Here is a 23,974-nt window from a genome sequence, read left to right as displayed (position 1 = left end):
AAGCAAATGTTCGGACGCTGGAGAGGCGGTAAGCCTTGGAAGCGGACGGTTATTTGACTCGAGTGTCGAGGAGCCGGAGCTGGACAACACACAACAAAATGGCAAGGTTTTGCCGGTTACTTCCCAAGCATATTATCCAGTTTTGAAAGAACAACGTTCTTTCAACCTTATACAGTCTGGCGGCTATAGCGAAGAGGCCACACCCGTTCCCATCCCGAACACGGAAGTTAAGCTCTTCAGCGCCGATGGTAGTTGGGGGCTTCCCCCTGTGAGAGTAGGACGCTGCCAGGCTGTTATAATATTTATATCGTCGCGGGATGGAGCAGTTCGGTAGCTCGTCGGGCTCATAACCCGAAGGTCGCAGGTTCAAATCCTGCTCCCGCAATTACTGGTCCGGTAGTTCAGTTGGTTAGAATGCCTGCCTGTCACGCAGGAGGTCGCGGGTTCGAGTCCCGTCCGGACCGCCATTATACTTGGTTTTACATACAGCGAAACTTTGTTTCGTTTCTTTTTTTATGTAGCAATTTAAGATATACTATATTAAGCACATTACCTTAGGATTATGATTTCCTAAGGTTTTTTTACGATTATTATGTGATAAGGGAGACTCTGTATGGACAGACTAACATTTTCCACTAAAAGCGCTGAGCAAACCCAGGGGTTCGCTGAAAAGCTAGCTTCCTTCTTATGCCCTGGAGACGTTCTGCTGTTAGAAGGAGATTTAGGAGCAGGTAAAACTACGTTTACCCAGGGCTTGGCAAAGGGGCTTGGCGTAAAGCGAACAGTGAATAGCCCTACCTTTACTATTATTAAGGAGTATAAAGGGCGCCTGCCATTGTATCACATGGATGTCTATCGTGTGAGTGGTGAAGAAGAGGATCTTGGGTTTGATGAGTACTTTTATGGAGATGGTGTGTGTGTAGTAGAGTGGGCACACTTAATTGAGAGCCAGCTACCCGATCAGTATTTAAAGATCTCTCTCTTCCATAAAGGAAACGATGAACGTCATATACAGTTAGAGCCTATCGGCAGCAGATATGTTCAGTTGAGTGAGGAGTTTGCAAATGAAAGTACTGGCGATTGATACAACTACTTATACATTAGGAGTTTCTCTCTTAGAAGGGGAGAAGCTGATTGGTGAATATACGACGGATTTAAATAAAAACCATTCTTTGCGCGTGATGCCGGCGGTTGAAGCGTTAATGAAAGAGTGCGGCGTTGAGCCGGCGGAGCTAGAGAAGATTGTTGTAGCAAAAGGACCTGGTTCTTATACAGGTGTCCGTATTGGGGTCACGATTGCTAAAACGCTGGCTTGGTCCCTGAAGGTTCCGCTTTCAGGTGTGTCTAGCTTGGCTGTGTTGGCTGCTTCTGCACACTTCTATCCTTCTTATATTTCCCCTATTTTTGATGCACGGCGGGGCAGAGTATATACTGGGTTATATAAATACGAAAAGGGCCAGCTGGTCACTGTAAAGGAAGATAGAAATGTCTTGCTTACAGATTGGTGCCATGAGTTAAAAGAATTGCCTGGCGAGATCCTGTTTGTCGGTAAGGATGTAGCTCTGCATAAGGAAACGATACGGGAAGAAATGAATGAGCAGGCTGTATGCGGGAAGGAATATACTTCTTATCCTCGGCCATATGAGCTTGGAATTCTTGGGTTACAGGCGCCCGATGAAGAGATCCATTCCTTCGTCCCTAATTATATTAGGCTGGCAGAGGCAGAAGCGAAATGGCTGGAGAAACAGGCAGATGAAAAGAGAAATGGATGAATTGTACGTTCGCCGCATGACGATTGCGGATGTTGACAAAGTGTATGAAATTGAGCACAAGAGCTTTACGGCTCCTTGGACGAAAGAATCTTTTGTGCAGGAAATGACAAGTAATCATTTTGCTATTTATCATGTAGCTGAGTGGCAGGGCAAGGTGGTTGGCTACTGCGGGATGTGGCTGGTACTGGATGAATCGCAAATTACCAACATTGCGGTTTTGCCTGAATACCGTGGACAGGGTTTTGGCGAAAAGCTTCTCGTTTATGTAATGGAAGCAGCTAGAAAAAATGGAGCTTCCGTTATGTCATTAGAAGTGCGAGTAAGTAATCTGGCTGCACAGCATTTGTACAAGAAACTCGGGTTTCAAACAGGCGGCATTAGAAAAAACTATTATTCCGATAACCAAGAGGATGCGTTAGTAATGTGGGTGAGACTATAATGAAAAAAGATATTTATATTCTAGGCTTAGAGACAAGTTGTGATGAAACAGCGGCAGCCATTATTAAAAATGGAAGAGAAATTGTGTCCAATGTTGTTGCTTCTCAGATAGAAAGTCATAAACGTTTTGGCGGTGTAGTTCCCGAAATTGCTTCTCGCCATCATGTGGAGCAAATCACACTTGTTTTGGAAGAAACGTTGAAGCAGGCAAGTATGACTTTTGAAGACTTAAACGCCATTGCGGTCACCAAGGGGCCAGGTCTTGTCGGTTCATTGCTTATTGGGGTGAATACGGCAAAAGCCTTGGCTTTTGCCCATCAGCTTCCAGTGATCGGCGTGCATCACATTGCCGGGCACATTTATGCTAATCGATTAATTGAAGAATTTACGTTCCCGTTGCTTTCGCTTGTCGTATCAGGTGGGCATACGGAGCTGGTGCTCATGAAGGAGCATGGAAAATTTGAAGTGATTGGTGAGACGCGTGATGACGCCGCTGGAGAAGCATATGATAAGGTAGCCCGCACGTTAGGTCTTCCTTATCCAGGGGGCCCTCATATAGACCGCCTTGCTCATGAGGGAGAGGCGACTGTTGATTTGCCGAGAGCGTGGCTGGAGGAAGGCTCCTACGATTTCAGCTTTAGCGGCTTGAAGTCAGCTGTCATTAATACACTTCACAATGCTAAGCAGCGAGGAATTGAGATCCAGCCGGAAAATTTAGCGGCCAGTTTTCAGCAAAGCGTCATCGAGGTATTAACGGTGAAAACAGTGAAAGCGGCAAAAGAATTTGGTGTTAAACAAGTATTGCTTGCTGGAGGAGTCGCCGCGAACAAAGGGTTGCGTACGAGTCTAGAAGCAGCCTTCTCTGAAACAGAAGGCGTTCAGCTTATCATTCCTCCGCTAAGTCTTTGTACAGACAATGCTGCCATGATTGGGGCAGCAGGCACTATTTTGTATGAGAAGGGAATTTTTGAGGACTTGGCTATGAATGGCTATCCATCCTTAGATATTGAACAAGGCTAAAGAGACTGGGACCTCAGTCTCTTTTTTTATTGTTCACATCTTGTGGATATATTGTGGATATTCGTTTTAGTTTGTGGATAAAATCAAGAAAGAAAGCAAGTTTTTTCTGTGTAAAATGTGGATAAACAAAGAGTGTTCTGTGGATAATGTGCATATGTGTGATGAGAAGGATAGAGAGCGGGTTTCAAATGTGGATAATTATGTGTAAAAAACACCGGAATAATCCGGTGTTTTTAGCTAGTTATTCATGAAGCTCTTCCCATTCTTCCATAAGCTGTTCAAGCTCTGATTGACAAGTATCAATGATTTCCTGCTGTTCCATTGACTTCTCGTGATCCTGGAATACTTCAGGCTGGCAGAGAAGCTCTTCGGCTGAAGCAATGCTCGCTTCTAATTCTTCAATTCGTGCTTCTATTTCTTCGATGCGCCGTCGTTTTTGGCGCTCTTTCTTTTTTTGCTCTTTATCTAAATGATAGTTAGAAGCATCGCTTGCAGGGGCTTCATTGGCAGTTGCCTTCACTTCTTTTGCTTCTTCTAGTGCGGCCCATTCTGCTTGTTCCTGCTTCTTCTCTACATAGTAGTTGTAATCACCAAGATATTCCGTCATGCCTTCTTGAGACATTTCAATGACTTTAGAGGCCAGGCGGTTAATGAAGTAACGGTCATGGGAAACAAAGAGGAGCGTGCCGGGATAATCAATCAGCGCATTCTCCAGTACTTCCTTACTGTCTAAGTCAAGGTGGTTAGTCGGTTCATCCAATACAAGGAAGTTGGCCTTTTGCATCATTAATTTAGCGAGGGCCAGGCGTGCTTTCTCTCCGCCGCTTAGCGCTTGTACCGGTTTTAATACATCATCACCGGAGAATAAAAAGTTTCCGAGGGTGGTTCGAATATCTCTTTCACTTTCGGAAGGGTAGTCGTCCCACAATTCATTTAGTACCGTTTTATTAGATGTTAAGTTGGCTTGCTCCTGATCGTAATAGCCAATCGTTACATTGCTGCCGATCGTAAATTCTCCGGCTTTCTTTTTAAGGGTACCTACAATGGTCTTTAGGAAGGTAGATTTCCCTGCCCCGTTCGGTCCTACAAGAGCCACGCTCTCTTCCCGTGTGATATACAAGTTCAGGTCACGGGCAATGATGCTGTCTTCATAACCAATAGATAAATTGTTTACCTTCAATACTTCATTTCCGCTTTGCCTCTCGATATCGAACATGAAGCTGGCTGATTTTTCCTCTCCATCTGGCCGGTCCATTAATTCCATGCGCTGCAATTGTTTACGGCGGCTTTGTGCCCGCTTGGTGGTCGAAGCACGAGCGATATTGCGTTGAATAAAGTCCTCCAGTTTGGCAACCTGTTCCTGCTGCTTTTCGAACTGCTTCATTTCTCTTTCATATTGCTCCGCCTTTTGTTCTAGATAGCGGCTGTAGTTACCATGAAATTTCTTAATATGCTGTCGTGATACTTCATATACCTGGTTGACTACTTTATCAAGAAAATAGCGGTCATGGGAGACGATTAAAATAGCTCCATCATAACCTTGCAAATAATGTTCAAGCCATGAAAGTGTGTCAATGTCCAGGTGGTTAGTCGGTTCGTCCAAGATTAAAATATCAGGCTTAGCGAGGAGCAGCTTTCCAAGAGCCAGCCGAGTTTTTTGGCCGCCGCTTAAGCTGGAGATCTTCGTGTCATCCTCGAAGACCTGGAAGTTTAGTCCGTGCAGAATAGAGCGGATGTCGGCTTCATATTGATAACCGCCCATTTCTTTAAAGCTGTTTTGCATTTCATCATATTCTTTCATGACTTTTTCATACTGGCCGGCATCCTCATAGACAGCGGGCTCCGCCATCTTTGTCTCTAACTGACGAAGCTTCTGTTCCATCTCCCGCAGGTGGGAGAATACGGAAAGCAGTTCCTCCATGATGGATAAGTCAGATTCGAGCCCTGTATTTTGCGCCAGGTAACCAATGGACACATCCTTTGGCTTGGAGATGTTGCCTGAGTCATACGGCAGAATGCCGGCAATCATTTTGAGCAGAGTAGATTTCCCAGCCCCATTCCGGCCTACAAGGGCAATCCGGTCTCTCGTTTGTATCTCAAGTTTAATATTAGACAATATAAGTTCAGCGCCAAAATGTTTTGTCAGTTGCTGTACTTGCAATAAAATCAATTTTCTCACCTCAGTTTTCTATTATAAGTGTATCTAATTCTTTAGAAGGGGGCAATTTTCTTTAATAATGCAAATAGAGGGAGGAAAAAGTTGAAAGACAATTAATAGAAATTATTGTATGATGAAAGAAGCGAATCTAAGAGAACGTTTACACGACAACAAGTAAGCGGTGGAGGTACAGCCATGAGTAATGATTCATTAAAAATCCCGCAAGCGACAGCGAAGCGTCTGCCCTTGTACTATAGGTTTATTCAAAACTTACATTCTTCCGGTAAACAGCGTGTGTCCTCAGCGGAATTAAGTGAAGCGGTTAAGGTGGATTCTGCCACCATTCGCCGTGATTTCTCCTATTTCGGAGCACTTGGAAAGAAGGGCTATGGATATAATGTCAGCTACCTGCTTTCCTTTTTCCGAAAAACGCTGGACCAAGATGAGGTTACAAATGTTGCTTTGATCGGTGTGGGAAATTTAGGCACAGCTTTTTTGAACTACAACTTTATGAAGAATAATAATACGAAGATCCAGATTGCTTTCGATATTGACGAAAAGAAAATCGGAACAACCATTGGGGATGTGCCGATTTATCACTTGGACGAGCTGGAACAAGTACTACAGGAAAAGGATATTGCAGTGGCTATTTTGACCATTCCGGCATCGGTTGCTCAAAGAATCACAGATAGACTAGCCTCTTGTGAGATTAAGGGCATTTTGAATTTCACTCCCGCTAGATTGAATGTTCCTTCCTCTATACGTGTTCATCATATTGACTTAGCCGTAGAGCTTCAATCGTTAGTATACTTTCTGAAGAATTACCCCGGAGTGGAAGAAGCAAAAACAGAATAGAATTATAGCTGGATATCAGTTATCATGGAGAAAAGGAGGTGTTGCCGCATGGCGATGGGTGTAGGAAGCATTATTCTGATTGCTGGAGCAGCATTGTTAATTTTTGGACCGAAGAAGCTCCCTGAACTTGGACGAGCAGCGGGAGATACGTTGAAAGAGTTCAAGAATGCGACTAAGGGACTTGCAGATGATGACGATAAACCGGTGGATAAGAAAGATCCCCAGTAAGGTTAGGATGAATGGCAATGAGTCGACATGACATGACGATACATGAACATATTAGCGAATTAAGAAAGCGGCTCCTTGTTGTAGTCGTTTTCTTCTTCCTGGCTATGATTGCCGGCTTGCTTCTAGCTGAACCGGTTATTCATTACTTGCAGCATGCGGACGAGGCGCAGGAACTGACGATGAACGCATTCCGTGTGACAGATCCGCTGAAGATTTACTTTCAAATGGCTTTTGTAATCGCCTTTATTCTAACAAGTCCAATGATTCTTTATCAGTTATGGGCATTTATTAGTCCGGGATTATTGGAGAAGGAAAGAAAGGTTACGCTCAGCTACATCCCAGTGTCACTGTTGTTGTTTCTAGCAGGCCTTTCATTTTCTTACTTTATTCTCTTTCCGTACATTATTCATTTTATGATGCGATTATCAGGAGACTTAAATATCGAACAGGTCATTGGCATCAATGAATACTTTCAGTTTTTATTCCAAATCACTATTCCTTTTGGTATTCTTTTTCAGCTTCCTATTGTCGTCTTGTTCTTAACAAGGCTTGGAATTGTGACGCCAATGTTCCTTTCACAGATTCGCCGTTATGCATATTTCGTCTTGCTTGTTATAGCAGCATTGATTACACCACCAGATGTAATTTCCCATTTGATGGTGACCGTACCGCTGTTGGTTTTATATGAAGTCAGTATATGGGTATCAAAAATCGGCTACAAGAAAGTATTAAAAGCTGAAATAGAGGCAGCAAACCGGTAGCACATAGAAAAAAGCTGTTCCCCGAAGCAGCGAGCTTCCATTCAGGGTGGAGACTCGTTTTTGGGGGAGCAGCCTTATTTTTTCTCTTTCTTTTTCATGGCAAAATGCACATATACTAATCGAATACCAGAGCCGATATCCATAGTAGCCAGCAGGATCAGCAAGTAAGTGAAAAAGCCAAACCCACTGGCATTAACATCTTCAATCGCTAAGTAAGTAAAAAAGATACCGAGAATGAGATAGAATATCCCGGCTTTTAGTGGTGACTGTCTCATGAAATTCCTCCAAATATTCGCTGTCTTCTACCAAAGAAGCCAAGCGGCAAAGCTCTGTATTTGTTCCGCCTCTCTCCTTATTCGCTCGATATCATCTGCATAAAAATATTGGATGAGAATGACCAAGGAATTCATGGCTACATGGGCGAATATAGGAACGATGAGTCTTTTGGTTTTCACATAAAGAAAAGCAAAGGTGAAGCCCATAGAGGCATAAATAAGAAAATGTTCCGGCTCTAAATGCACAATCGAAAAAATAGCAGAGCTGATAAGTGCCGAAACCCAAAATGAGTATTTGCGGTACAGGCTTCCAAAAATGACTTTCCTAAATACAATTTCTTCAAGAATGGGACCGATGATCGCCACTACAATCATCATAGCCGGCACGATCTCAACCACAGACATAATTGTCTCTGTATTTTCCGAACCCATTTCGATGCCGAGCATCGTTTCAATCATAACCGCTATATTTTGGGCGAACATAGCTAGGAATACGCCAGCTACAGCCCATATAGCAGACAAGAGCGGTGACAGCGGCTGGCCCATTCGCTCAAGTTCTCTCTCGTTTGCTTTCCGCAAGAGAATCCAGATAATGATTAAGGCAACGGAAAAGCTAAATACATTCCAATATCCCGGGAGAAAACGGATAATCGTCGGTCTGTCAATCCCCATAGCTTGACCAAGCGGAAGCAATAGCGGAAAGGCCGCGAGTGCAGATAGCTGCATGAGAATATACACAATTAAAATATATCCGTACTCTTTCTTCAAATAAATAAACTCCTTTTTAATAATCAATCTAAACAACAGTTACAATTATTTTACTAATAAACAGCTATCCGTTCAAACAGAAGTGTCTATTTCTGTCGATATTTAGTTTTCTAAAAAATCTGTGCTTCGCTCTTGCAAAAATAAAACATATTGCTTATTATATTAATTGGATTAGCACTCTGTTATCGAGAGTGCTAAAATACAAACAATTACATATATTCCAAGGAGGTTGTTTCACTTGTTAAAACCACTAGGTGATCGCGTAGTAATTGAGCTGGTTGAAACAGAAGAGAAAACTGCCAGCGGTATTGTATTGCCGGATTCAGCAAAAGAGAAACCGCAAGAGGGCAAAGTTGTGGCAGTCGGCAATGGCCGTGTGCTTGACAGCGGTGAGCGAGTAGCTCCAGAAGTAGCTGAAGGCGATCGTATTATTTTCTCTAAATATGCTGGTACAGAGGTGAAATACGAAGGACGCGAACTATTAATCCTTCGTGAAAGCGACATCCTTGCTGTAACAGGTCAATAATAAACGAATTTCCTATAAAATGAAAACGATATACCATACTTTTAAATAACTAGGGAGGTTTTTTTACATGGCTAAAGAGATTAAGTTTAGCGAAGAAGCACGCCGCGCAATGCTTAGTGGTGTTGATCAGCTGGCTGATGCTGTAAAAGTAACTCTTGGACCTAAAGGACGCAACGTGGTTCTTGAGAAAAAATTCGGTTCACCATTGATCACAAACGATGGGGTAACGATTGCAAAAGAAATCGAACTAGAAGATGCATTTGAAAACATGGGTGCGAAGCTTGTAGCAGAAGTAGCAAGCAAAACAAACGATGTAGCCGGTGACGGTACAACAACTGCGACTGTTCTTGCTCAAGCGATGATTCGCGAAGGCTTGAAAAACGTAACAGCAGGCGCAAACCCTGTTGGTGTACGCAAAGGTATCGATCTTGCTGTTCAGCGTGCAGTAGAAGCATTAAAAGAAATCTCTAAACCAATCGAAGGCAAGGAGTCTATTGCCCAAGTAGCAGCTATTTCATCTGCAGATGAGGAAGTTGGCCAATTGATTGCGGAAGCAATGGAGCGTGTAGGTAACGACGGTGTTATCACAATCGAAGAATCCAAAGGCTTCACAACAGAGCTTGACGTAGTAGAAGGTATGCAATTTGACCGCGGCTACGCTTCTCCTTACATGGTAACAGACTCTGACAAGATGGAAGCTGTTCTTGAAAACCCATATATCCTAATCACAGACAAGAAGATCTCTAATATCCAAGAGGTACTTCCAGTTCTTGAGCAAGTGGTTCAGCAAAGCAAACCGCTTCTTATGATCGCTGAAGATGTAGAAGGCGAAGCATTAGCTACACTTGTTGTGAACAAGCTTCGCGGTACATTCAATGCAGTTGCTGTAAAAGCTCCTGGATTCGGTGATCGTCGTAAAGCAATGCTTGAAGATATCGCTATCTTAACTGGCGGTCAAGTGATTACTGAAGATTTAGGTTTAGACCTGAAATCTGCAGATATCACTCAGCTTGGACGCGCAGCAAAGGTTGTAGTTTCTAAAGAAAATACAACTATCGTTGAAGGTGCTGGAGACTCTGCTCAAATCGAAGCTCGTGTCAACCAAATTCGTGCTCAATTAGAAGAGACTACTTCTGAATTTGACCGCGAGAAGCTGCAAGAGCGCTTAGCGAAATTAGCTGGCGGCGTAGCAGTTATCAAAGTTGGTGCAGCAACTGAAACTGAATTGAAAGAGCGCAAGCTTCGCATCGAAGACGCATTAAACGCGACTCGTGCGGCTGTAGAAGAAGGTATTGTATCCGGTGGTGGTACAGCACTTGTGAACGTATACAACAAAGTAGCAGAAGTAGAAGCAGAAGGCGATGTAGCAACTGGTATCAATATCGTGCTTCGTGCATTGGAAGAACCAATTCGCCAAATTGCATTCAACGCTGGTCTTGAAGGATCTGTCGTTGTGGACCGCTTAAAACGCGAAGAAATTGGTGTTGGCTTCAACGCAGCTACTGGCGAGTGGGTAAATATGATCGACCAAGGTATCGTTGACCCAACTAAAGTAACTCGTTATGCTCTTCAAAATGCAGCATCTGTTGCAGCTATGTTCTTAACAACTGAAGCAGTTGTTGCTGACAAGCCAGAAGAGAACGCTGGCGGCCCTGCAATGCCTGACATGGGCGGCATGGGCGGCATGATGTAATAAAGGGATATAAACCCTTATATGCAGACATTCTAACCGACTGAGAGGAGTTATTGTCCTCGGTTTTGTCCTCTTATTTTAAAACTGGGCAAAAAATAGCAACAAAAAGAGCTAATTATAAGAGAAGGTCTTTCATCAGTTCACTAAACTGTTGGGAGGCCTTTTCTTCCATATTGGCAGTCATATGAGCATAAATATTCATTGTGGTATTTATGTCTGAATGACCTAAACGCTGTTGAATTTCTTTAATGCCTACTCCTGCCTCGATCAGTAAAGATGTGTGAGTATGTCTAAAAGAGTGGGGAGTGATATTCTTTTCAATGTTAGTTTTTTTGAGCAGCCGTTTAAGCCTAGTTTCAATAACTTTTCTTAATTGCGGGTGACCGTCTTCCCGTGCAAAGATAAATGCCAAGTCTTGATAAGCTAGTCTGTTTTTCAACTTGATTTCATTTTGGTAAACTCTGTGTTTTTTTAGTAGGCTGACAATCGTTTCATCAATTCGAATGGTACGAACAGATCCTTTTGTCTTAGGAGTTAGCAGCTGGTATTTTTCCACATGGTTGTTTGGGTTGTAAAGAGTTTTTGTAATGCGGATGGTACCAAGCTTATCATTGAAATCTGTCCATTTTAAAGCAAGAAGTTCACCAATTCTGAGGCCGGTATAGGCAAGTACGCTAAAGACCAAATGATCCATTTCTAGCCCGTCAGAGTGGGCGAGCTTTAGAAAATGTGCCAGCTCCTCTTTTTCTAAAAAGAGAATTTTCTCTTGTTCCTTTTCTAAGTCTTCTATACTTTGCTGTTTCTTAGGCAATTGAAAGTCTTCAGTTGGGTTTATTTTAATAATCCCCTGAGTTTTAGCCTTTCGGAAAATCATACGGCCACAGGCATGAATGCCTCCTACATAATTGCGGCTATATTGCTCATTCAATTCCAGCATCCGGTCTTCATACATTTTCTTTGTTATTTTGCTAATTGGATATGGTCCCCAGACTGAAATAAAGTGCTTCATTTCCTTTTCACGTGCCCGGACGCTACTTATTTTTACACCGCTTCGACTGTAAGTCTTCAGCCAATCCTTTGCAAAAGTTTCAAAGGAGATGTCAGACTCTTTAACTAAAGTTCCTTTGTCTTTTTGAAGTTCCACAAGGCGAGCTGCCGTCTGGGCTTCTTTCTTCGTCTTAAATCCCCCTTTGGATACTTCTAGGCGTTTTTTAGTTAGTGGATCAATGCCTAGGTAAATGTGATAGCTCCAACTTTTTCCCCGTTGCTTGAACTTAGCCATTTTTTAGCCTCCTTAATGTCTTCATTCATCAAATAACTTTTTCATCAAATCCAATAATTTTTTCTTATCTTGGATAGTTAATAGATGCTCCTTATATTTTAAAAGGTTGCTGTGCAGGGGGCTGAACAATTCTTCAATATCTATGGCTTGCTCATGTTGCTTTCTCGACATTTCTTTGACTTCTTCCCTGGTAGCTACACGCATTTTCATTTTTCGAATTTCTTTGGCCCTGTTTAAAATAGATATGGTTTCTTCATCTAGAAGACCTGCTTTTTCAAGCATTTCAAATCTATCTACGTCTAGCGCTGCTGCCAATTTGTTAATTGTATCAATTGTAGGCTTTCTGGGCTTATTGGTACGAGGGTCAACTCCTTTTTCTAAGGTACTTAAATACGTGTGGCTGAGTCCTGTTGCTTTTGATAATTCTCTCAATGATCTTTTGCCTCTCAAATTTCTTAAATAAAGACCAAAATGGTCCATGAAAATCACCTGCTTTCAATTATTTTATAAATTGATTGTAAATCATGGTTGACAAATGTGCAAGGAGGACTATACAATATTTAACAAGGAGGTGTAAACCGTGAATACCAATAGGTTGAAAGAAGTTAGAATTGAAAGGGGCATGTCAATATCAGAGTTGGCGAGACGTTCGCGGTTAAGCAGGGCAACTGTAACGGACATAGAGATGGGACGCAGTAATCCAACCGTTAAAACCATTGCTGCAATCTGTGAAGCAATAAGTGCAGACCCAAATGAAATTTTTTTTGGTTTTCCTGTAAACCATGAATACCAAAAAATCGCTAAAAATAGGAGGTTAATGACTGATGATTGAAATCAAATTGGATGATGAGCAATTAAAGGATCTATATCTGGCAGAAGTAAGAAAAAGATTGGAAAAGTTTGAGGCTGAATCATACCTTATGAATTCTAAACAGCTTTGTAAGTTTCTCAATTTGTCATGGCCTACTATTCAACAGACCTTTTTAATAGATCCTAGCTTTCCATCTATTCGATTGGGGAGCAAGTGGCTTTTTAATAGAAAAGAAGTCCAAGAATATATTGATTACTGGTCAAGTGAAGTCAAGAGAAAAGAAAGGACCTAACCAAGCTTCTGTTTTTTCTTAACCAAGAGACCTATAGCACCAAAATTTATTGAACAATGAGGTGATTAAAATGAGCATGGAAAAACAATCGAAACAGAAACGAAGACTTCAAAACCAAATGGAACAAGCAGCTGTATCCTATGCAAAACTATTTAAATGGCCCGTTTTTCCACTTCATTCGATGGTAAATGGCAAGTGTACATGTGGTTATAAATGTTCAAGCCCTGGTAAACACCCTAGGACTAAGAGAGGTTTATATGATGCCACTAATAATATCGGAGCCATTAGGAGCTGGGAATGGGGACAGGCCAATATTGGAGTGCCAACGGGACGAGTAAGCGGTTTTATAGCATTAGACATTGACCCTAGACATGGAGGAAATGAATCAATAGAAAGATTAATTCTAAAATATGGAGGGTTACCAGATACAGTGGAAGCATTAACTGGCGGCGGAGGTCGTCATATTCTGTTTAAGTACCCAGGAAAAATGAAGAATAAGACAAATATTCTTCCAGGACTCGATATAAGAGGGGATGGTGGCTATATCGTGGTTGCTCCTTCAATTCATACTAGTGGGAAAACTTATGAATGGGAGTTGTCTAGTAGACCTGACGAGATGGAACTAGCCGATGTGCCAGAGTGGCTTCTAAAACTGACTTTAGATCCGGAAAAGGGGAGGGGAAGACGACCAAATAATTACTGGCTTGATCTATTAAATGGAGTGGATAAGGGAGAAAGGAATAATGCTACTGCTTCATTAACGGGTTATCTTTTACGGCATGGCATTTCTGCTGCTGTAGCGTTTGAATTGGTGATGTTATGGAATGAAAGGAACAATCCTCCGGAAGATCCAGAAGTGGTTGAAGCCACATTTAACAGCATATTGAAGAAAGAAATCACACGGCGCAAGAAGGGGGTAAGTTTATGATCAAGCCGAGTAAAGAAACCCAAAAAAATATAGTGGTATATGAGGAGGCAAATCAAAAAGAGATAAAAGAAGAAAAAGAGAGCCAAGCTCAAGTATTGATTCGGCTGGCGGCAGGGGTTGAATTATTTCACACAATGGAACAGGAAGCATTTGCTAGATTCATTGTAAATCAGCATTATGAAACATGGCCGTTGAGAGGGAAGGGGTTTAAACTTTGGTTAACGAAGAAATACTTTGAAGAAACAGGAAAAGCACCAGGAAGTCAAGCGTTAGCAGACACGCTAGGAGTTCTGGAAGCGAAGGCACTATTTGAAGGTGAAGAGCGCAGGGTTTACACAAGAATAGCAGAAAAAGATAAAAATATTTATATAGATTTGTGCAACAGAGAATGGGAAGCAGTCAAGGTCACAGTTGATGGTTGGGAGGTTGTGAAAAATCCTCCAGTAATGTTTAGACGATCGAACATAGCGGAAGAGATACCGAGACCAGTTAAAGGAGGAAGGGTCGAAGATTTAAAACCATTCGTTAATTATCGTAATGAAGCGGATTGGAAACTTATAGTTGCCTGGTTGTTAGCGGCACTAAGACCAGGAGCACCATGTCCAGTACTAACTATGCAAGGGGAACAGGGAAGTGCGAAAAGTACAACCACAAAAGTTTTAATAGCATTGATAGATCCTTCAGTTCTACCGCTTAGGGCTTTGCCAAGAGAGGAAAGAGACCTTTCTATCGCGGCTAAAAATACTTGGGTGTTAGCGTTTGATAATTTATCTGGTCTGTCTAATGTTATGAGTGACGCACTGTGTAAGTTATCAACGGGGGGAGGATTAGCTACAAGGAAACTTTATAGTGATGATGAAGAAGCAGTTTTCCAGGTAATGAGACCTGCTATTTTAAATGGGATTGATGATATAGCCAAACGACAGGACTTGCTAGATCGCTCTATAGTTCTTTATTTACCGAGTATTGCGGAAAATCAACGAAAAGATGAACAAACTTTTTGGCGGGATTTCAAAGCTACTCAACCTCGAATTCTAGGAGCGTTATTTACACATTTAAGTGGAGCAATCAAAGAAAGTCCTCATGCCGAATTGACGTCTAAACCACGTATGGCAGACTTTGCTTTGTGGGTGACTGCAGCAGAAAAAAGTCTGGGATGGGAAAAAGGGAGTTTCATGAATGTATATAACTCTAATAGGCAGGAAGCAATAGACCAAGGGCTCGAATCAGATCCAGTGGGAGTAGCAGTTCAAGCGCTTATGAAAGATAAGAATACATGGACCGGAACAGTAGCAGAGACCTTATCCGTATTAGGCATGCATGTAGATGATGTAAGAACGCTCAAGAGTAAATCGTGGCCAACTTCCCGACAATTGAAACAAAGATTAAGAAGGATTGCACCTGCTTTAAGATTAAAAGGAATAGAATTTACAGACTTAGGAAGAAGAGCGAAGGGGATGATGATACAACTAGATAACCTAGCAAAAATAAATACATTATCTACACTATCTACACAAAGTCTGTCAAATCAATATTCTACATATGTACACGACGATGTAGATAGTGAAGAAATATTTACAAAGGAAAAAGCCTACAACGGAACGGTTTATGTAGATAATGCAGATAATGTAGAAGAGCTTCCTGGCCAATCTTACGCTAATAGGGAGAGTGAAGTCCTATGATTTATACAATCCTTTCAGAATGCTGGGAGCATGATATTTTTCTCACTGTTGTAGAAGACCGGTTAATAGCAAATTATGAGAGAGGTACTTTCCAGAATGCGTTGCGTTTTAAAATTAAACAATTCAAGCCGTTCCTTATTAAGCGCATACAACAAAATGAAGCGATGAAAGCAAGCGGTTGGATTGTAGGATTATTTGGCGATGTATATGAATATCAATTCAGTTTCAATTCTTATTTATATATGGAACGGGATCAAGAAACTCAGTTTACTTTATGGAGAAGTACTGAAAGTAAAATAGGAACAGATTATTACAAAAAAATATTATATTCTGCTTCTTTTGAAGAAGCCTATGAAAAGGCTGCTGTATACCTACAATGGTGGGAAGGTCGTCGCAGAAAGGGGGTGATTTGATAATAAAACATCGCTTCAATAACAGAAAAACAAAGGAGTCGCTATCTTTAATAGTGATTTTAATAATTTCGCATTTCCGATTTTTACGTATAAGTTAAGATGAAAAGGCTACCAAAGCATCATTAGAGAGATTATAGAGACGAACATGAAGGCCTTTTATAAAATAATCTTAGTTATATTAAAATTATTATCTAATCTCCATTACACCATATTAGCCGGGAGGCGTATCTATGCTATATGATTCGAGATATCTATAATTGTTAGATATAAGGAAGGGATTTTGTGGTTTTAATTCTAAAAAAGGAAGTGAGAAATAGTAATGAAACTAACAGAGAAGCAGAAGCGCTTTTGTGACTTTTATATAGAAACCGGAAATGCAACAGAAGCAGCACGTCTTGCTGGATATAGCGGAAGAAACCTCAATAGAATTGGGTATGAAAACTTGTCAAAACTAGACATTCAAATCTATATCAAAGAGCGAAATAATAAATTAGAAGAAGAACGTATAGCAAACATACGAGAAGTGAAAATATTTTGGACCTCTATTCTAAGAGATGAATCCGCCGACATAAAAGATCGATTAAAGGCCTCAGAGTTTATTGCGAAAACTAATGCTGCCTTTAAGGATAAGATAGAATATAACGGCAAAGTGAAAACGGAGTATGAAGAAAGTCGACGAACAGAGCTTGAAGAACGGCTGGAACAAGATCCTCAACTCCAACATTTATATATGAAGATATGGGAACGTGAACAGCTTTCTAATGAGTTAAATCCCTAATAACCACTTATTAGCGGTTCTAAAAGTAAGAGAAATAATAAACATTTTAAAACTGCGATATAACACAAAAAAATACTTGCGAAAAATTTGTTACAACAAGATTTATTTTACTTGATGTTTCTTCACATATCATTTTGATGTTTCCTTAATATATAAAGGCCGCTATTTAGTGAAAAAGTCTAAGTTAAGATCCCCATAACCGTGTACATCTCCAAGTATTATTTCTTCTGTCATTAACAAGAATATCCATGTAATGATATAATCATAGTAATAATTTCACAAGAATAAAGGTTCATAGCTCAGTGTGATCGATACATGTTTTTAATGGAATGATTTAAGTAACTAGTTAAAAGAACATTCCTGAAATGTCGTTGTTTTGTATATCAAAAAGGAAGGACTATATAGCTAATAGGTATAACGGCAAAGACCATGATGGAGGAGTCTTTTAACAGTTAGTCATCAAAGAATTAAGTATTGTCGGAGGAAAAATAAAATGGCGATTATTGATTTAGAAGATAAAATTGTTGAAATAGTAAATAGGAAAGATCATTCAGATTTCCTGTACGAGTTACTCGGTGTTTATGATATTCCAAGGGCTACGATTACACGCTTGAAGAAAGGGAATCAGAATCTTACAAAAAGAGCTGGTGAAGTACACTTAAAGAATAAGGTATGGTTCAAGGAAGCTGGAAAGGGAAAGCTTTTTGATGGTTTTGTCGAAGTAGAAGAACAAGTGGATGAATTATCGGCTAAGCCTCGTTATCTATTAGTCACTGACTATGATGGAATATTAGCGAAAGACACAAAGACAGGGGAAGCGCTCGATATTAAGCTTGAGGAACTTCCTCAGCATTTCGATTTTTTCCTAGCTTGGAAAGGTATCGAAAAAGTCGACTTTGAAAAAGAAAACCCAGCCGATATCAAAGCAGCCGAACGTTTTGCTCGCCTGTATGATGTACTTCGCAAAGAGAACAATATTACTGACAATAATAAAGAATTAGACTTGTTTCTTATTCGCTTGTTGTTCTGTTTATTTGCAGAAGATACCGGGATTTTTAACCGTAAAAGTTTTACAAATTCAATTAAGACATTGACTAAAGAAGATGGAACAGACTTGAATAACTTCTTTACTGAATTGTTTGTTGTGTTGGATAAAACTGAAAGAGATGGTGTTCCAGTTTATCTAAAAGAGTATCCTTATGTAAACGGACAGTTGTTCACCGAACCACACGAAGAATTAAAGTTTTCAAGGAAATCCCGAAAATTAATTATTGAGTGCGGTGAATTGCTAAATTGGGCAAAAATCAATCCTGACATCTTTGGTTCAATGATTCAAGCTGTGGCAACGGAAGAGAGTCGCAGTCATTTAGGTATGCACTATACTAGCGTCCCAAACATCATGAAAGTAATTAACCCTCTTTTTTTAGATGAGCTTAAACAGGATTATATAGATGCATACGATGATTATAAAAAACTTGAAGCACTTCTTACACGTATTAGCAAAATTAAATTCTTTGACCCTGCATGTGGTTCAGGAAATTTCTTGATTATCACTTACAAGGAAATGCGCCGTTTGGAAATTAAAATTATTAAGCGACTCCAAGAACTACTCGGAAGCTATCTTTATGTGCCATCAGTTACTCTTTCTCAATTTTACGGAATTGAGATTGACGACTTTGCACACGATGTTGCAAAATTATCGCTTTGGATTGCTGAACACCAAATGAATGAAGAACTGAAAAATGAAGTTCATAACGCAGTTCGCCCTACGTTACCCCTTAGCACAGCAGGTGATATTCGATGTGCTAATGCTATTAGAGTTGAGTGGACGGATGTTTGTCCTGTGCAAAAATCTGAGGAAATTTTTGTATTTGGCAACCCGCCTTATCTCGGTTCAAAGAAACAAAACAAAAAACATAAATCTGATATGCTATCCATATTTAAAAATGTAACAAATGGAAAGATGCTAGATTATATCTCTGCTTGGTTTTTTCTTGGTGCTAAATACGCCTCAGATACAAATGCAAAGGTTGCCTTTGTATCAACAAATTCGATTACCCAAGGAGAGCAAGTTTCTACTTTATGGAATGAGCTATTCAAGTTCAACATTCAAATCAATTTTGCTTTTGCATCGTTCAAATGGGCTAATAATGCCAAGAATAATGCTGGAGTAACCGTTGTGATTATAGGTTTTGGTCCATTAGATAGCAAGGTTAAGAAGTATCTATTTATAGATGGAACAAAAAAGTTAGTTTCAAATATTAGTCCTTATTTAACTGATGGTGAAAATATTCTTGTTTCTTCTAGAAGGAAGCCAATTTCAGATTTACCTAAGCTTAGGTTCGGTAACATGCCTAATGATGGCGGAGGGTTGCTCTTTACTATTGAACAATATGGAGAAGCAATCAATAATTACCCTGAATTAGAGCCGTATTTTAAGAAATTTATAGGTTCTGACGAGTTTATTAAGGGTGGTTTACGGTATTGTTTGTGGCTCAATGAAGACCAATATAAAGAGATAAAATCCAATCCTTTAATACAAGAAAGAATTTCAATTTCAAAAAACCATAGGGAAAAATCAAAAGACAAAGGGACGAATAAGCTTGCATTAACACCTTGGAAGTTCAGGGATACTCATGAAACAAGTAGCTATTCTATTGTTGTTCCAGCTGTTTCTTCTGAAAATAGATTTTATATTCCAATGGGATTAGCGGCTGCAGATACAATTTTATCAAACCGGGTTTATGTGATTTATGATGCAGATATTTATCTTCTAGGAATTTTGATGTCAAGAATGCATATGACATGGGTCAAGGCAATCGGTGGTAGATTAGAAACTCGGTACAATTATTCAGCAGGGCTTTGCTATAATACATTCCCGCTTCCAGAATTATCAACAAGAAGAAAAAATGAAATTATGGAAGCTGTACTTGAAATTATCGATATTAGAGAAGAGGTTGGAGGAACATTAGCGGAACTATATAACCCACCAATGAACCCAAGGTTGCAAGAGGCCCATGAAAGATTAGACCGTGTTGTGGATCGAATATACAAGAAGAACAGAGACTTTGAATCAGATGAAGAACGTCTAGAACTGCTTCTTTCAATGTATAAAAAAGCAATTGAGGTGGCGGGTTAAATGGAGAATATTGTTAAGATTAATTATCATCAAACTCAGAAAAGCACGAATACAAATAACATGGGAATGCGAGAAATGCAAGCACGTGCATTTGAAAAGCGTAATTCTAAGTACCTTCTGGTAAAAGCCCCTCCTGCATCTGGAAAATCACGTGCTTTGATGTTTATCGGCTTGGATAAACTGATTAATCAAGGTTTGAGAAAAGTAATTGTAGCTGTACCTGAACGCTCTATTGGCTCCTCGTTTAAAAATACTGATTTAAAGAGCCAGGGTTTCTTTGCAGATTGGAAGGTTGATCCTAAAAACAACTTAACAACTGCTGGTGGAGGCAGTTCAAAAGTCAATGCATTTGTTCGTTTCATGGAATCTGAAGATCAAGTATTAATATGTACTCATTCGACGTTACGATATGCATTTGAAAAAATTGATGATAAGGCATTTGATAACTGTTTATTGGCAATTGATGAATTTCATCATGTTTCGGCAGATGTTAACTCTAGACTAGGCGAATTAATGCGTAGTATCATTCGGAATTCATCAGCTCACATTGTGGCGATGACTGGCTCGTATTTCCGTGGGGATTCTGTGCCTATCCTTTTACCTGAAGATGAGGAGTTATTCGATAAAGTAACCTACTCGTATTACGAGCAGCTTGATGGTTACAAATATCTAAAAGGATTTGGAATAGGTTATCATTTCTATCAAGGTAAATATATATCAGCGATTGATGAAGTCTTGGACACGAATTTAAAAACAATCGTTCATATTCCAAATGTGAATTCAGGTGAATCAACAAAGCGTAAATACGATGAAGTGAATCAAATCATTGATTTGATTGGTGACGTTGATTATCAAGATGAAAAAACTGGAATCATTTATGTTAAGCGTCATACCGACGGAAAAATATTAAAGGTTGCCGATTTGGTGGATGATCAAGTTGGACGAGAAAAGGTGGTTGAGTATTTACGTAATGTTAATGAGCTAGATGACTTAGACATAATTATTGCGCTAGGTATGGCGAAAGAGGGTTTTGATTGGCCATTCTGTGAACATACTTTGACAGTCGGTTATCGTGGTTCGCTTACAGAAATTGTACAGATTATTGGGCGCTGTACTCGTGATAGTTATAACAAAACCTATGCTCAATTCACCAATCTTATTGCACAACCCGAAGCAAGAGACGAAGTAGTAACGTACACGGTAAATACGATGCTCAAGGCCATTTCTGCTTCCCTTTTAATGGAGCAGGTTCTCACACCTGATTTTAAATTTAAGCGTAGAAGAAATGAAAGTGATACATCTTCTACGACAGGAGAATTATTCGTTAAGGGATTGAAAGAGCCGTCGACAGAAAATGTTAAAAAGATTATTGAAAACGATATTAATGATTTAAAGGCGAAAATCATGCAAGATTCACAAGTCCAGAAAGCATTTACTGGAGAGGTTGATCCAAAGGTCTTGAACAAAGTATTAATTCCCAAAGTGATTCAAAAGGTTTATCCGAATTTGTTGGATGAAGAAATTGAGGAAGTGAGACAACATGTTGTATTAGATACTGTGATGAAAGGTGCAAAATCAGAAGTCGTAGGAAACAAAGAGTTTATTCGCATGGCGGATAAGTTCATAAACATTGAGGATTTAGACATTAATTTAATCGATTCAATTAATCCATTCCAAAAGGCGTTTGAGGTTCTATCGAAAGAACTAAACTCGCCAGTATTAAAACTGATTCAGGAGTCTATTGATGCAAAACGCATTTCATTTGATGAAGATGAATTAGTCTTCATTTGGCCGAAGGTCGAAGAATTCTTCCAATCAACCGGAAGGCGACCTGATCCAAAGTCTGATGATCCAATAGAAAGACGTATGGGTGAAGCTGTAATTTATATGCAAGAGTTAAGGAGAAAGCGTGAAAATGGCAAATAGATATTATTCCATTGATGAAATTATTAATAGCGCACTGTTCGATAAAATCACAACGCCACCTAAGAAAGTTCAAAAGGTTCATTACAACCCTGAAGCTGAAAAGTTTTTAGAGATTGTTGAATTTGTTAAAAAACATGGTCGTGAACCACAAAAAGTTCCTAACGACTTAGTAGAAAGAAGTCTAGCTAGTCGGTTAATGGGGCTTCGTAAAGATCCTGAACGTATAAAACATCTAAAACAATATGATGAAATTGGGCTGTTAGAAAAGGAAGTAAAAATTCCTGAAATTTCCTCAGTTGATGATATACTAAGCAAAGGTTCATCTGTATTGCTAGGAGATAGTCTCGATAATGATAAAGCTGCCTCAATTTTTGATACAAGCTCGCTAAAAAAGGTTACTACTATGCCTGATTATGTAGCTAAACGAAAAAAAGTGGAAGATTTTGAGCAATATGAGGAATTATTCAGAAAGTGCCATAAGGAAATCACAGAAGGAAGACGAAAGATTTTACGTTTTAGAAATGAGCAGGACATTCGCCCGAATAGCTTCTACATACTGAAGGGTGTACTCCTTTATGTTGAAAATGTGGGTGAGCGTAAAAAAATAAAGGGTAAAACTAATGCTCGCCTTCGGTGTGTTTTTGAAAATGGAACTGCATCAGACATGTTACTTCGCTCCCTATCTGCCGAGCTTTATAAGAATGGAAGACGTGTAACTGACAATGAGGATAACTTATTGAATAATGTTAGGGAAGATGATGTTTCAACAGGCTTCATCTATGTCCTAAGGTCCCTGAGCACTGATCCGCAGATTAGTTCCATCAAGAACTTATATAAGATTGGCTTTACAACAGGTTCGGTAGAAAATAGGATTAGGAACGCAGAAAATGAATCGACTTATCTCTATGCTCCAGTTGAAATTGTAACCACATATCAAGTTTACAACATGAACGGTAGTAAATTTGAAACGGCAATTCATCACGCATTAGCAAATAATAATTTGGATGTTTCCATTCTAGGAGCGAACGGAAAAATGTTAGTTCCTAAAGAATGGTTTGTTGTTGAACTTGAAGCATTGCAAGAAGTAATTAATAAAATTGTGATGATGGTTAACCTTTACGACTAGGTGCTACGTAAAAATAAAACAGGAAAAATGTCCCTTTATTCAATATATTTTTGATACAATATATAAAAATATATTGTATATGCGGTGATTGTTAGTGAAATACTATATCTTTTTGGATGATTCTGGTCAGCTTCATTGCAATTATAAACAAAACGACTATTTTGTTTATGGTGGATTGTTAGTCAAAGAATCTGATTTCCATGGAATAAATGCATCTTATAAAAAAATGATTCGACAAGTAAAAAAGGAAAAAGGAATAAAAGGTGAGTTTAAGACTGCACAGATGGACATAAAAACGAGACGACGATTGTTAAGTAAACTTCGTACATACACTTGTGAACAAATATTTGTAAGTGTAAAGGTCTCAACATTAGTTCGCTTAGATTTTTCTAAAAAGAGAGATATCGTAAGGTACAAAAATTACCTTATAAAAAGGCTTATCGAGCAACTGATACAGCACGGAAAGTTACCTAAGGCATGTACCTTTGCTGAAATCCATATAGATAATCAAAATGTTGCTCATTCGGCCAAAGATTCTTTACAAGACTATTTATTCAATATTTTCAATGAGGATAATTACTATCTTATCCATCAACAATACCAAACGACATCGTTTAACTGTGACTTTAGAGTCTTGTTTAAAGATTCAAGCTCTAATTATCTTATCCAGGCTGCAGATCTGCTTGCTAATACAAAATGTCATATACTGTGTGGAAATACTAGTGACAAGCTTTTGAAGTCAGGGTACACTTGTGTAAAACTTCCGGATGGGGTTATATATTAGGGCTTTACAGGGAATAATAAATGATGTATTATAGTGTTACAGCATATTTCAACTATGACTGTCTGACTCGCGATAACGCTATTAATTAGTAAGAGTACTGTGTGTGCTCCGTTTCGTCGAGGGCATCCTTTGGGTGCTTTTAACCTATAATACACTTACCCGATCTTTATATAAGAAAGATCGGGTTTTTATTTTTTCTTCAATTGATTAGTCTCTAGCTTAAATTAAGGCTCTATAATATTTGTTGGGGTTTAAACAAAATTTTGTGTGCATAAAAAAACACGCAAACTCCTCATTCTTTTATACTTGAATTGTCGAG

At 39.5% G+C, this 23,974-nt stretch carries 24 protein-coding genes, 2 tRNA genes and 1 rRNA gene; 22 read left to right on the top strand and 5 right to left on the bottom strand.

The window, feature by feature from the left end; translation table 11 throughout:
* Positions 1 to 175: 175 nt before the first annotated feature.
* From rrf to tsaD, 7 genes are all read left to right on the top strand, one after another.
* Positions 176 to 291: ribosomal RNA gene (gene rrf, locus QY97_RS15905) — 5S ribosomal RNA — on the top strand.
* Positions 292 to 311: 20 nt separating this feature from the next.
* A tRNA-Met gene (locus tag QY97_RS15900) sits at positions 312 to 385 on the top strand.
* 5 nt (positions 386 to 390) lie between these two features.
* A tRNA-Asp gene (locus tag QY97_RS15895) sits at positions 391 to 467 on the top strand.
* Between the two features lie 146 nt (positions 468 to 613).
* The gene (gene tsaE / locus QY97_RS15890) at positions 614 to 1,084 is read left to right on the top strand and encodes a tRNA (adenosine(37)-N6)-threonylcarbamoyltransferase complex ATPase subunit type 1 TsaE (RefSeq protein WP_039238096.1); all 471 of its coding nucleotides are present in this window, start codon (positions 614 to 616) and stop codon (positions 1,082 to 1,084) included.
* The gene (tsaB, locus tag QY97_RS15885) at positions 1,065 to 1,772 is read left to right on the top strand and encodes a tRNA (adenosine(37)-N6)-threonylcarbamoyltransferase complex dimerization subunit type 1 TsaB (protein WP_039238094.1); all 708 of its coding nucleotides are present in this window, start codon (positions 1,065 to 1,067) and stop codon (positions 1,770 to 1,772) included. Before tsaE ends, tsaB begins: the two co-directional genes overlap by 20 nt.
* Positions 1,753 to 2,211 carry a ribosomal protein S18-alanine N-acetyltransferase gene (rimI, locus tag QY97_RS15880; protein WP_229731617.1) on the top strand — a complete coding sequence of 153 codons (459 nt, stop codon included), beginning with the start codon at positions 1,753 to 1,755 and terminating at the stop codon, positions 2,209 to 2,211. Before tsaB ends, rimI begins: the two co-directional genes overlap by 20 nt.
* Positions 2,211 to 3,230 (top strand): tRNA (adenosine(37)-N6)-threonylcarbamoyltransferase complex transferase subunit TsaD, encoded by a 1,020-nt coding sequence (gene tsaD / locus QY97_RS15875; protein WP_039238093.1) that lies wholly within the window; start codon positions 2,211 to 2,213, stop codon positions 3,228 to 3,230. The genes rimI and tsaD overlap by 1 nt, the downstream gene beginning before the upstream one ends.
* A gap of 241 nt (positions 3,231 to 3,471) precedes the next feature.
* Here the strand turns inward: tsaD and QY97_RS15870 are convergent, their stop codons facing one another.
* Positions 3,472 to 5,400 carry an ABC-F family ATP-binding cassette domain-containing protein gene (locus QY97_RS15870; RefSeq protein WP_039238091.1) on the bottom strand — a complete coding sequence of 643 codons (1,929 nt, stop codon included), beginning with the start codon at positions 5,398 to 5,400 and terminating at the stop codon, positions 3,472 to 3,474.
* A gap of 183 nt (positions 5,401 to 5,583) precedes the next feature.
* Here QY97_RS15870 and QY97_RS15865 point away from each other — a divergent pair, with 183 nt between their 5' ends.
* Genes QY97_RS15865 through tatC form a run of 3 tightly spaced genes read left to right on the top strand, consistent with a single transcriptional unit; the run spans position 5,584 to position 7,232 of the window.
* On the top strand, positions 5,584 to 6,243 hold the full coding sequence (locus QY97_RS15865; protein WP_039238089.1) for a redox-sensing transcriptional repressor Rex: 660 nt from the start codon (positions 5,584 to 5,586) through the stop codon (positions 6,241 to 6,243).
* Positions 6,244 to 6,291: 48 nt separating this feature from the next.
* Positions 6,292 to 6,471 carry a twin-arginine translocase TatA/TatE family subunit gene (locus QY97_RS15860; protein WP_039238088.1) on the top strand — a complete coding sequence of 60 codons (180 nt, stop codon included), beginning with the start codon at positions 6,292 to 6,294 and terminating at the stop codon, positions 6,469 to 6,471.
* Between the two features lie 17 nt (positions 6,472 to 6,488).
* Entirely contained in the window at positions 6,489 to 7,232 is a 744-nt protein-coding gene (tatC, locus tag QY97_RS15855) for a twin-arginine translocase subunit TatC (RefSeq protein ID WP_039238087.1), read from the top strand.
* A gap of 74 nt (positions 7,233 to 7,306) precedes the next feature.
* Here tatC and QY97_RS15850 read toward each other — a convergent pair whose 3' ends face one another.
* Both QY97_RS15850 and QY97_RS15845 read right to left on the bottom strand, forming a co-directional pair.
* A complete protein-coding gene (locus QY97_RS15850) occupies positions 7,307 to 7,507 on the bottom strand; it encodes a YdiK family protein (RefSeq protein WP_039238086.1) in 201 nt (66 codons plus the stop codon).
* Between the two features lie 27 nt (positions 7,508 to 7,534).
* Positions 7,535 to 8,275 (bottom strand): CPBP family intramembrane glutamic endopeptidase, encoded by a 741-nt coding sequence (locus QY97_RS15845; protein ID WP_039238084.1) that lies wholly within the window; start codon positions 8,273 to 8,275, stop codon positions 7,535 to 7,537.
* Positions 8,276 to 8,513: 238 nt separating this feature from the next.
* Between QY97_RS15845 and groES the strand changes: the two genes are divergently transcribed.
* The gene (gene groES, locus QY97_RS15840) at positions 8,514 to 8,801 is read left to right on the top strand and encodes a co-chaperone GroES (RefSeq protein ID WP_039238082.1); all 288 of its coding nucleotides are present in this window, start codon (positions 8,514 to 8,516) and stop codon (positions 8,799 to 8,801) included.
* A 67-nt stretch (positions 8,802 to 8,868) separates the two neighbouring features.
* Positions 8,869 to 10,494: a chaperonin GroEL gene (gene groL, locus QY97_RS15835; RefSeq protein ID WP_039238080.1), complete on the top strand. Its 1,626-nt coding sequence runs from the start codon at positions 8,869 to 8,871 to the stop codon at positions 10,492 to 10,494.
* A 115-nt stretch (positions 10,495 to 10,609) separates the two neighbouring features.
* Here the strand turns inward: groL and QY97_RS15830 are convergent, their stop codons facing one another.
* Positions 10,610 to 11,776 (bottom strand): site-specific integrase, encoded by a 1,167-nt coding sequence (locus QY97_RS15830; RefSeq protein WP_039238078.1) that lies wholly within the window; start codon positions 11,774 to 11,776, stop codon positions 10,610 to 10,612.
* A 21-nt stretch (positions 11,777 to 11,797) separates the two neighbouring features.
* Positions 11,798 to 12,256: a helix-turn-helix domain-containing protein gene (locus QY97_RS19670; protein ID WP_052729000.1), complete on the bottom strand. Its 459-nt coding sequence runs from the start codon at positions 12,254 to 12,256 to the stop codon at positions 11,798 to 11,800.
* A gap of 100 nt (positions 12,257 to 12,356) precedes the next feature.
* Here QY97_RS19670 and QY97_RS15820 point away from each other — a divergent pair, with 100 nt between their 5' ends.
* The 10 genes from QY97_RS15820 to QY97_RS15775 all read left to right on the top strand — a co-directional run bounded on the left by QY97_RS15820 (position 12,357) and on the right by QY97_RS15775 (position 23,655).
* Positions 12,357 to 12,608, top strand: a complete 252-nt coding sequence (locus QY97_RS15820; RefSeq protein WP_046128786.1) for a helix-turn-helix transcriptional regulator — start codon at positions 12,357 to 12,359, stop codon at positions 12,606 to 12,608.
* The gene (locus QY97_RS15815) at positions 12,601 to 12,879 is read left to right on the top strand and encodes a MerR family transcriptional regulator (RefSeq protein ID WP_039238076.1); all 279 of its coding nucleotides are present in this window, start codon (positions 12,601 to 12,603) and stop codon (positions 12,877 to 12,879) included. The genes QY97_RS15820 and QY97_RS15815 overlap by 8 nt, the downstream gene beginning before the upstream one ends.
* Before the next feature lie 70 nt (positions 12,880 to 12,949).
* Positions 12,950 to 13,807: a bifunctional DNA primase/polymerase gene (locus tag QY97_RS15810; RefSeq protein WP_052728999.1), complete on the top strand. Its 858-nt coding sequence runs from the start codon at positions 12,950 to 12,952 to the stop codon at positions 13,805 to 13,807.
* Entirely contained in the window at positions 13,804 to 15,489 is a 1,686-nt protein-coding gene (locus tag QY97_RS15805; protein WP_052728998.1) for a hypothetical protein, read from the top strand. The genes QY97_RS15810 and QY97_RS15805 overlap by 4 nt, the downstream gene beginning before the upstream one ends.
* Positions 15,486 to 15,902 carry a hypothetical protein gene (locus QY97_RS15800; protein ID WP_039238074.1) on the top strand — a complete coding sequence of 139 codons (417 nt, stop codon included), beginning with the start codon at positions 15,486 to 15,488 and terminating at the stop codon, positions 15,900 to 15,902. The genes QY97_RS15805 and QY97_RS15800 overlap by 4 nt, the downstream gene beginning before the upstream one ends.
* A gap of 319 nt (positions 15,903 to 16,221) precedes the next feature.
* On the top strand, positions 16,222 to 16,680 hold the full coding sequence (locus tag QY97_RS15795) for a terminase small subunit (protein WP_083965891.1): 459 nt from the start codon (positions 16,222 to 16,224) through the stop codon (positions 16,678 to 16,680).
* Positions 16,681 to 17,173: 493 nt separating this feature from the next.
* Positions 17,174 to 19,819 (top strand): class I SAM-dependent DNA methyltransferase, encoded by a 2,646-nt coding sequence (locus QY97_RS15790; RefSeq protein WP_039238073.1) that lies wholly within the window; start codon positions 17,174 to 17,176, stop codon positions 19,817 to 19,819.
* Complete coding sequence (locus QY97_RS15785; protein WP_039238071.1) at positions 19,820 to 21,745, top strand: DEAD/DEAH box helicase; 1,926 nt, start codon at positions 19,820 to 19,822, stop codon at positions 21,743 to 21,745. It abuts the gene before it with no gap.
* Positions 21,735 to 22,871: a GIY-YIG nuclease family protein gene (locus tag QY97_RS15780; protein ID WP_039238069.1), complete on the top strand. Its 1,137-nt coding sequence runs from the start codon at positions 21,735 to 21,737 to the stop codon at positions 22,869 to 22,871. The genes QY97_RS15785 and QY97_RS15780 overlap by 11 nt, the downstream gene beginning before the upstream one ends.
* Positions 22,872 to 22,965: 94 nt before the next feature.
* Positions 22,966 to 23,655: a DUF3800 domain-containing protein gene (locus QY97_RS15775; RefSeq protein ID WP_039238067.1), complete on the top strand. Its 690-nt coding sequence runs from the start codon at positions 22,966 to 22,968 to the stop codon at positions 23,653 to 23,655.
* The last annotated feature ends 319 nt before the right edge of the window (positions 23,656 to 23,974 follow it).

Origin of the sequence: Bacillus thermotolerans, assembly GCF_000812025.2 — a bacterium.
GTDB classification, from domain to species: Bacteria; Bacillota; Bacilli; order Bacillales; family Domibacillaceae; genus Quasibacillus; species Quasibacillus thermotolerans.
This window is presented reverse-complemented; position numbering and strand designations above follow the sequence as displayed.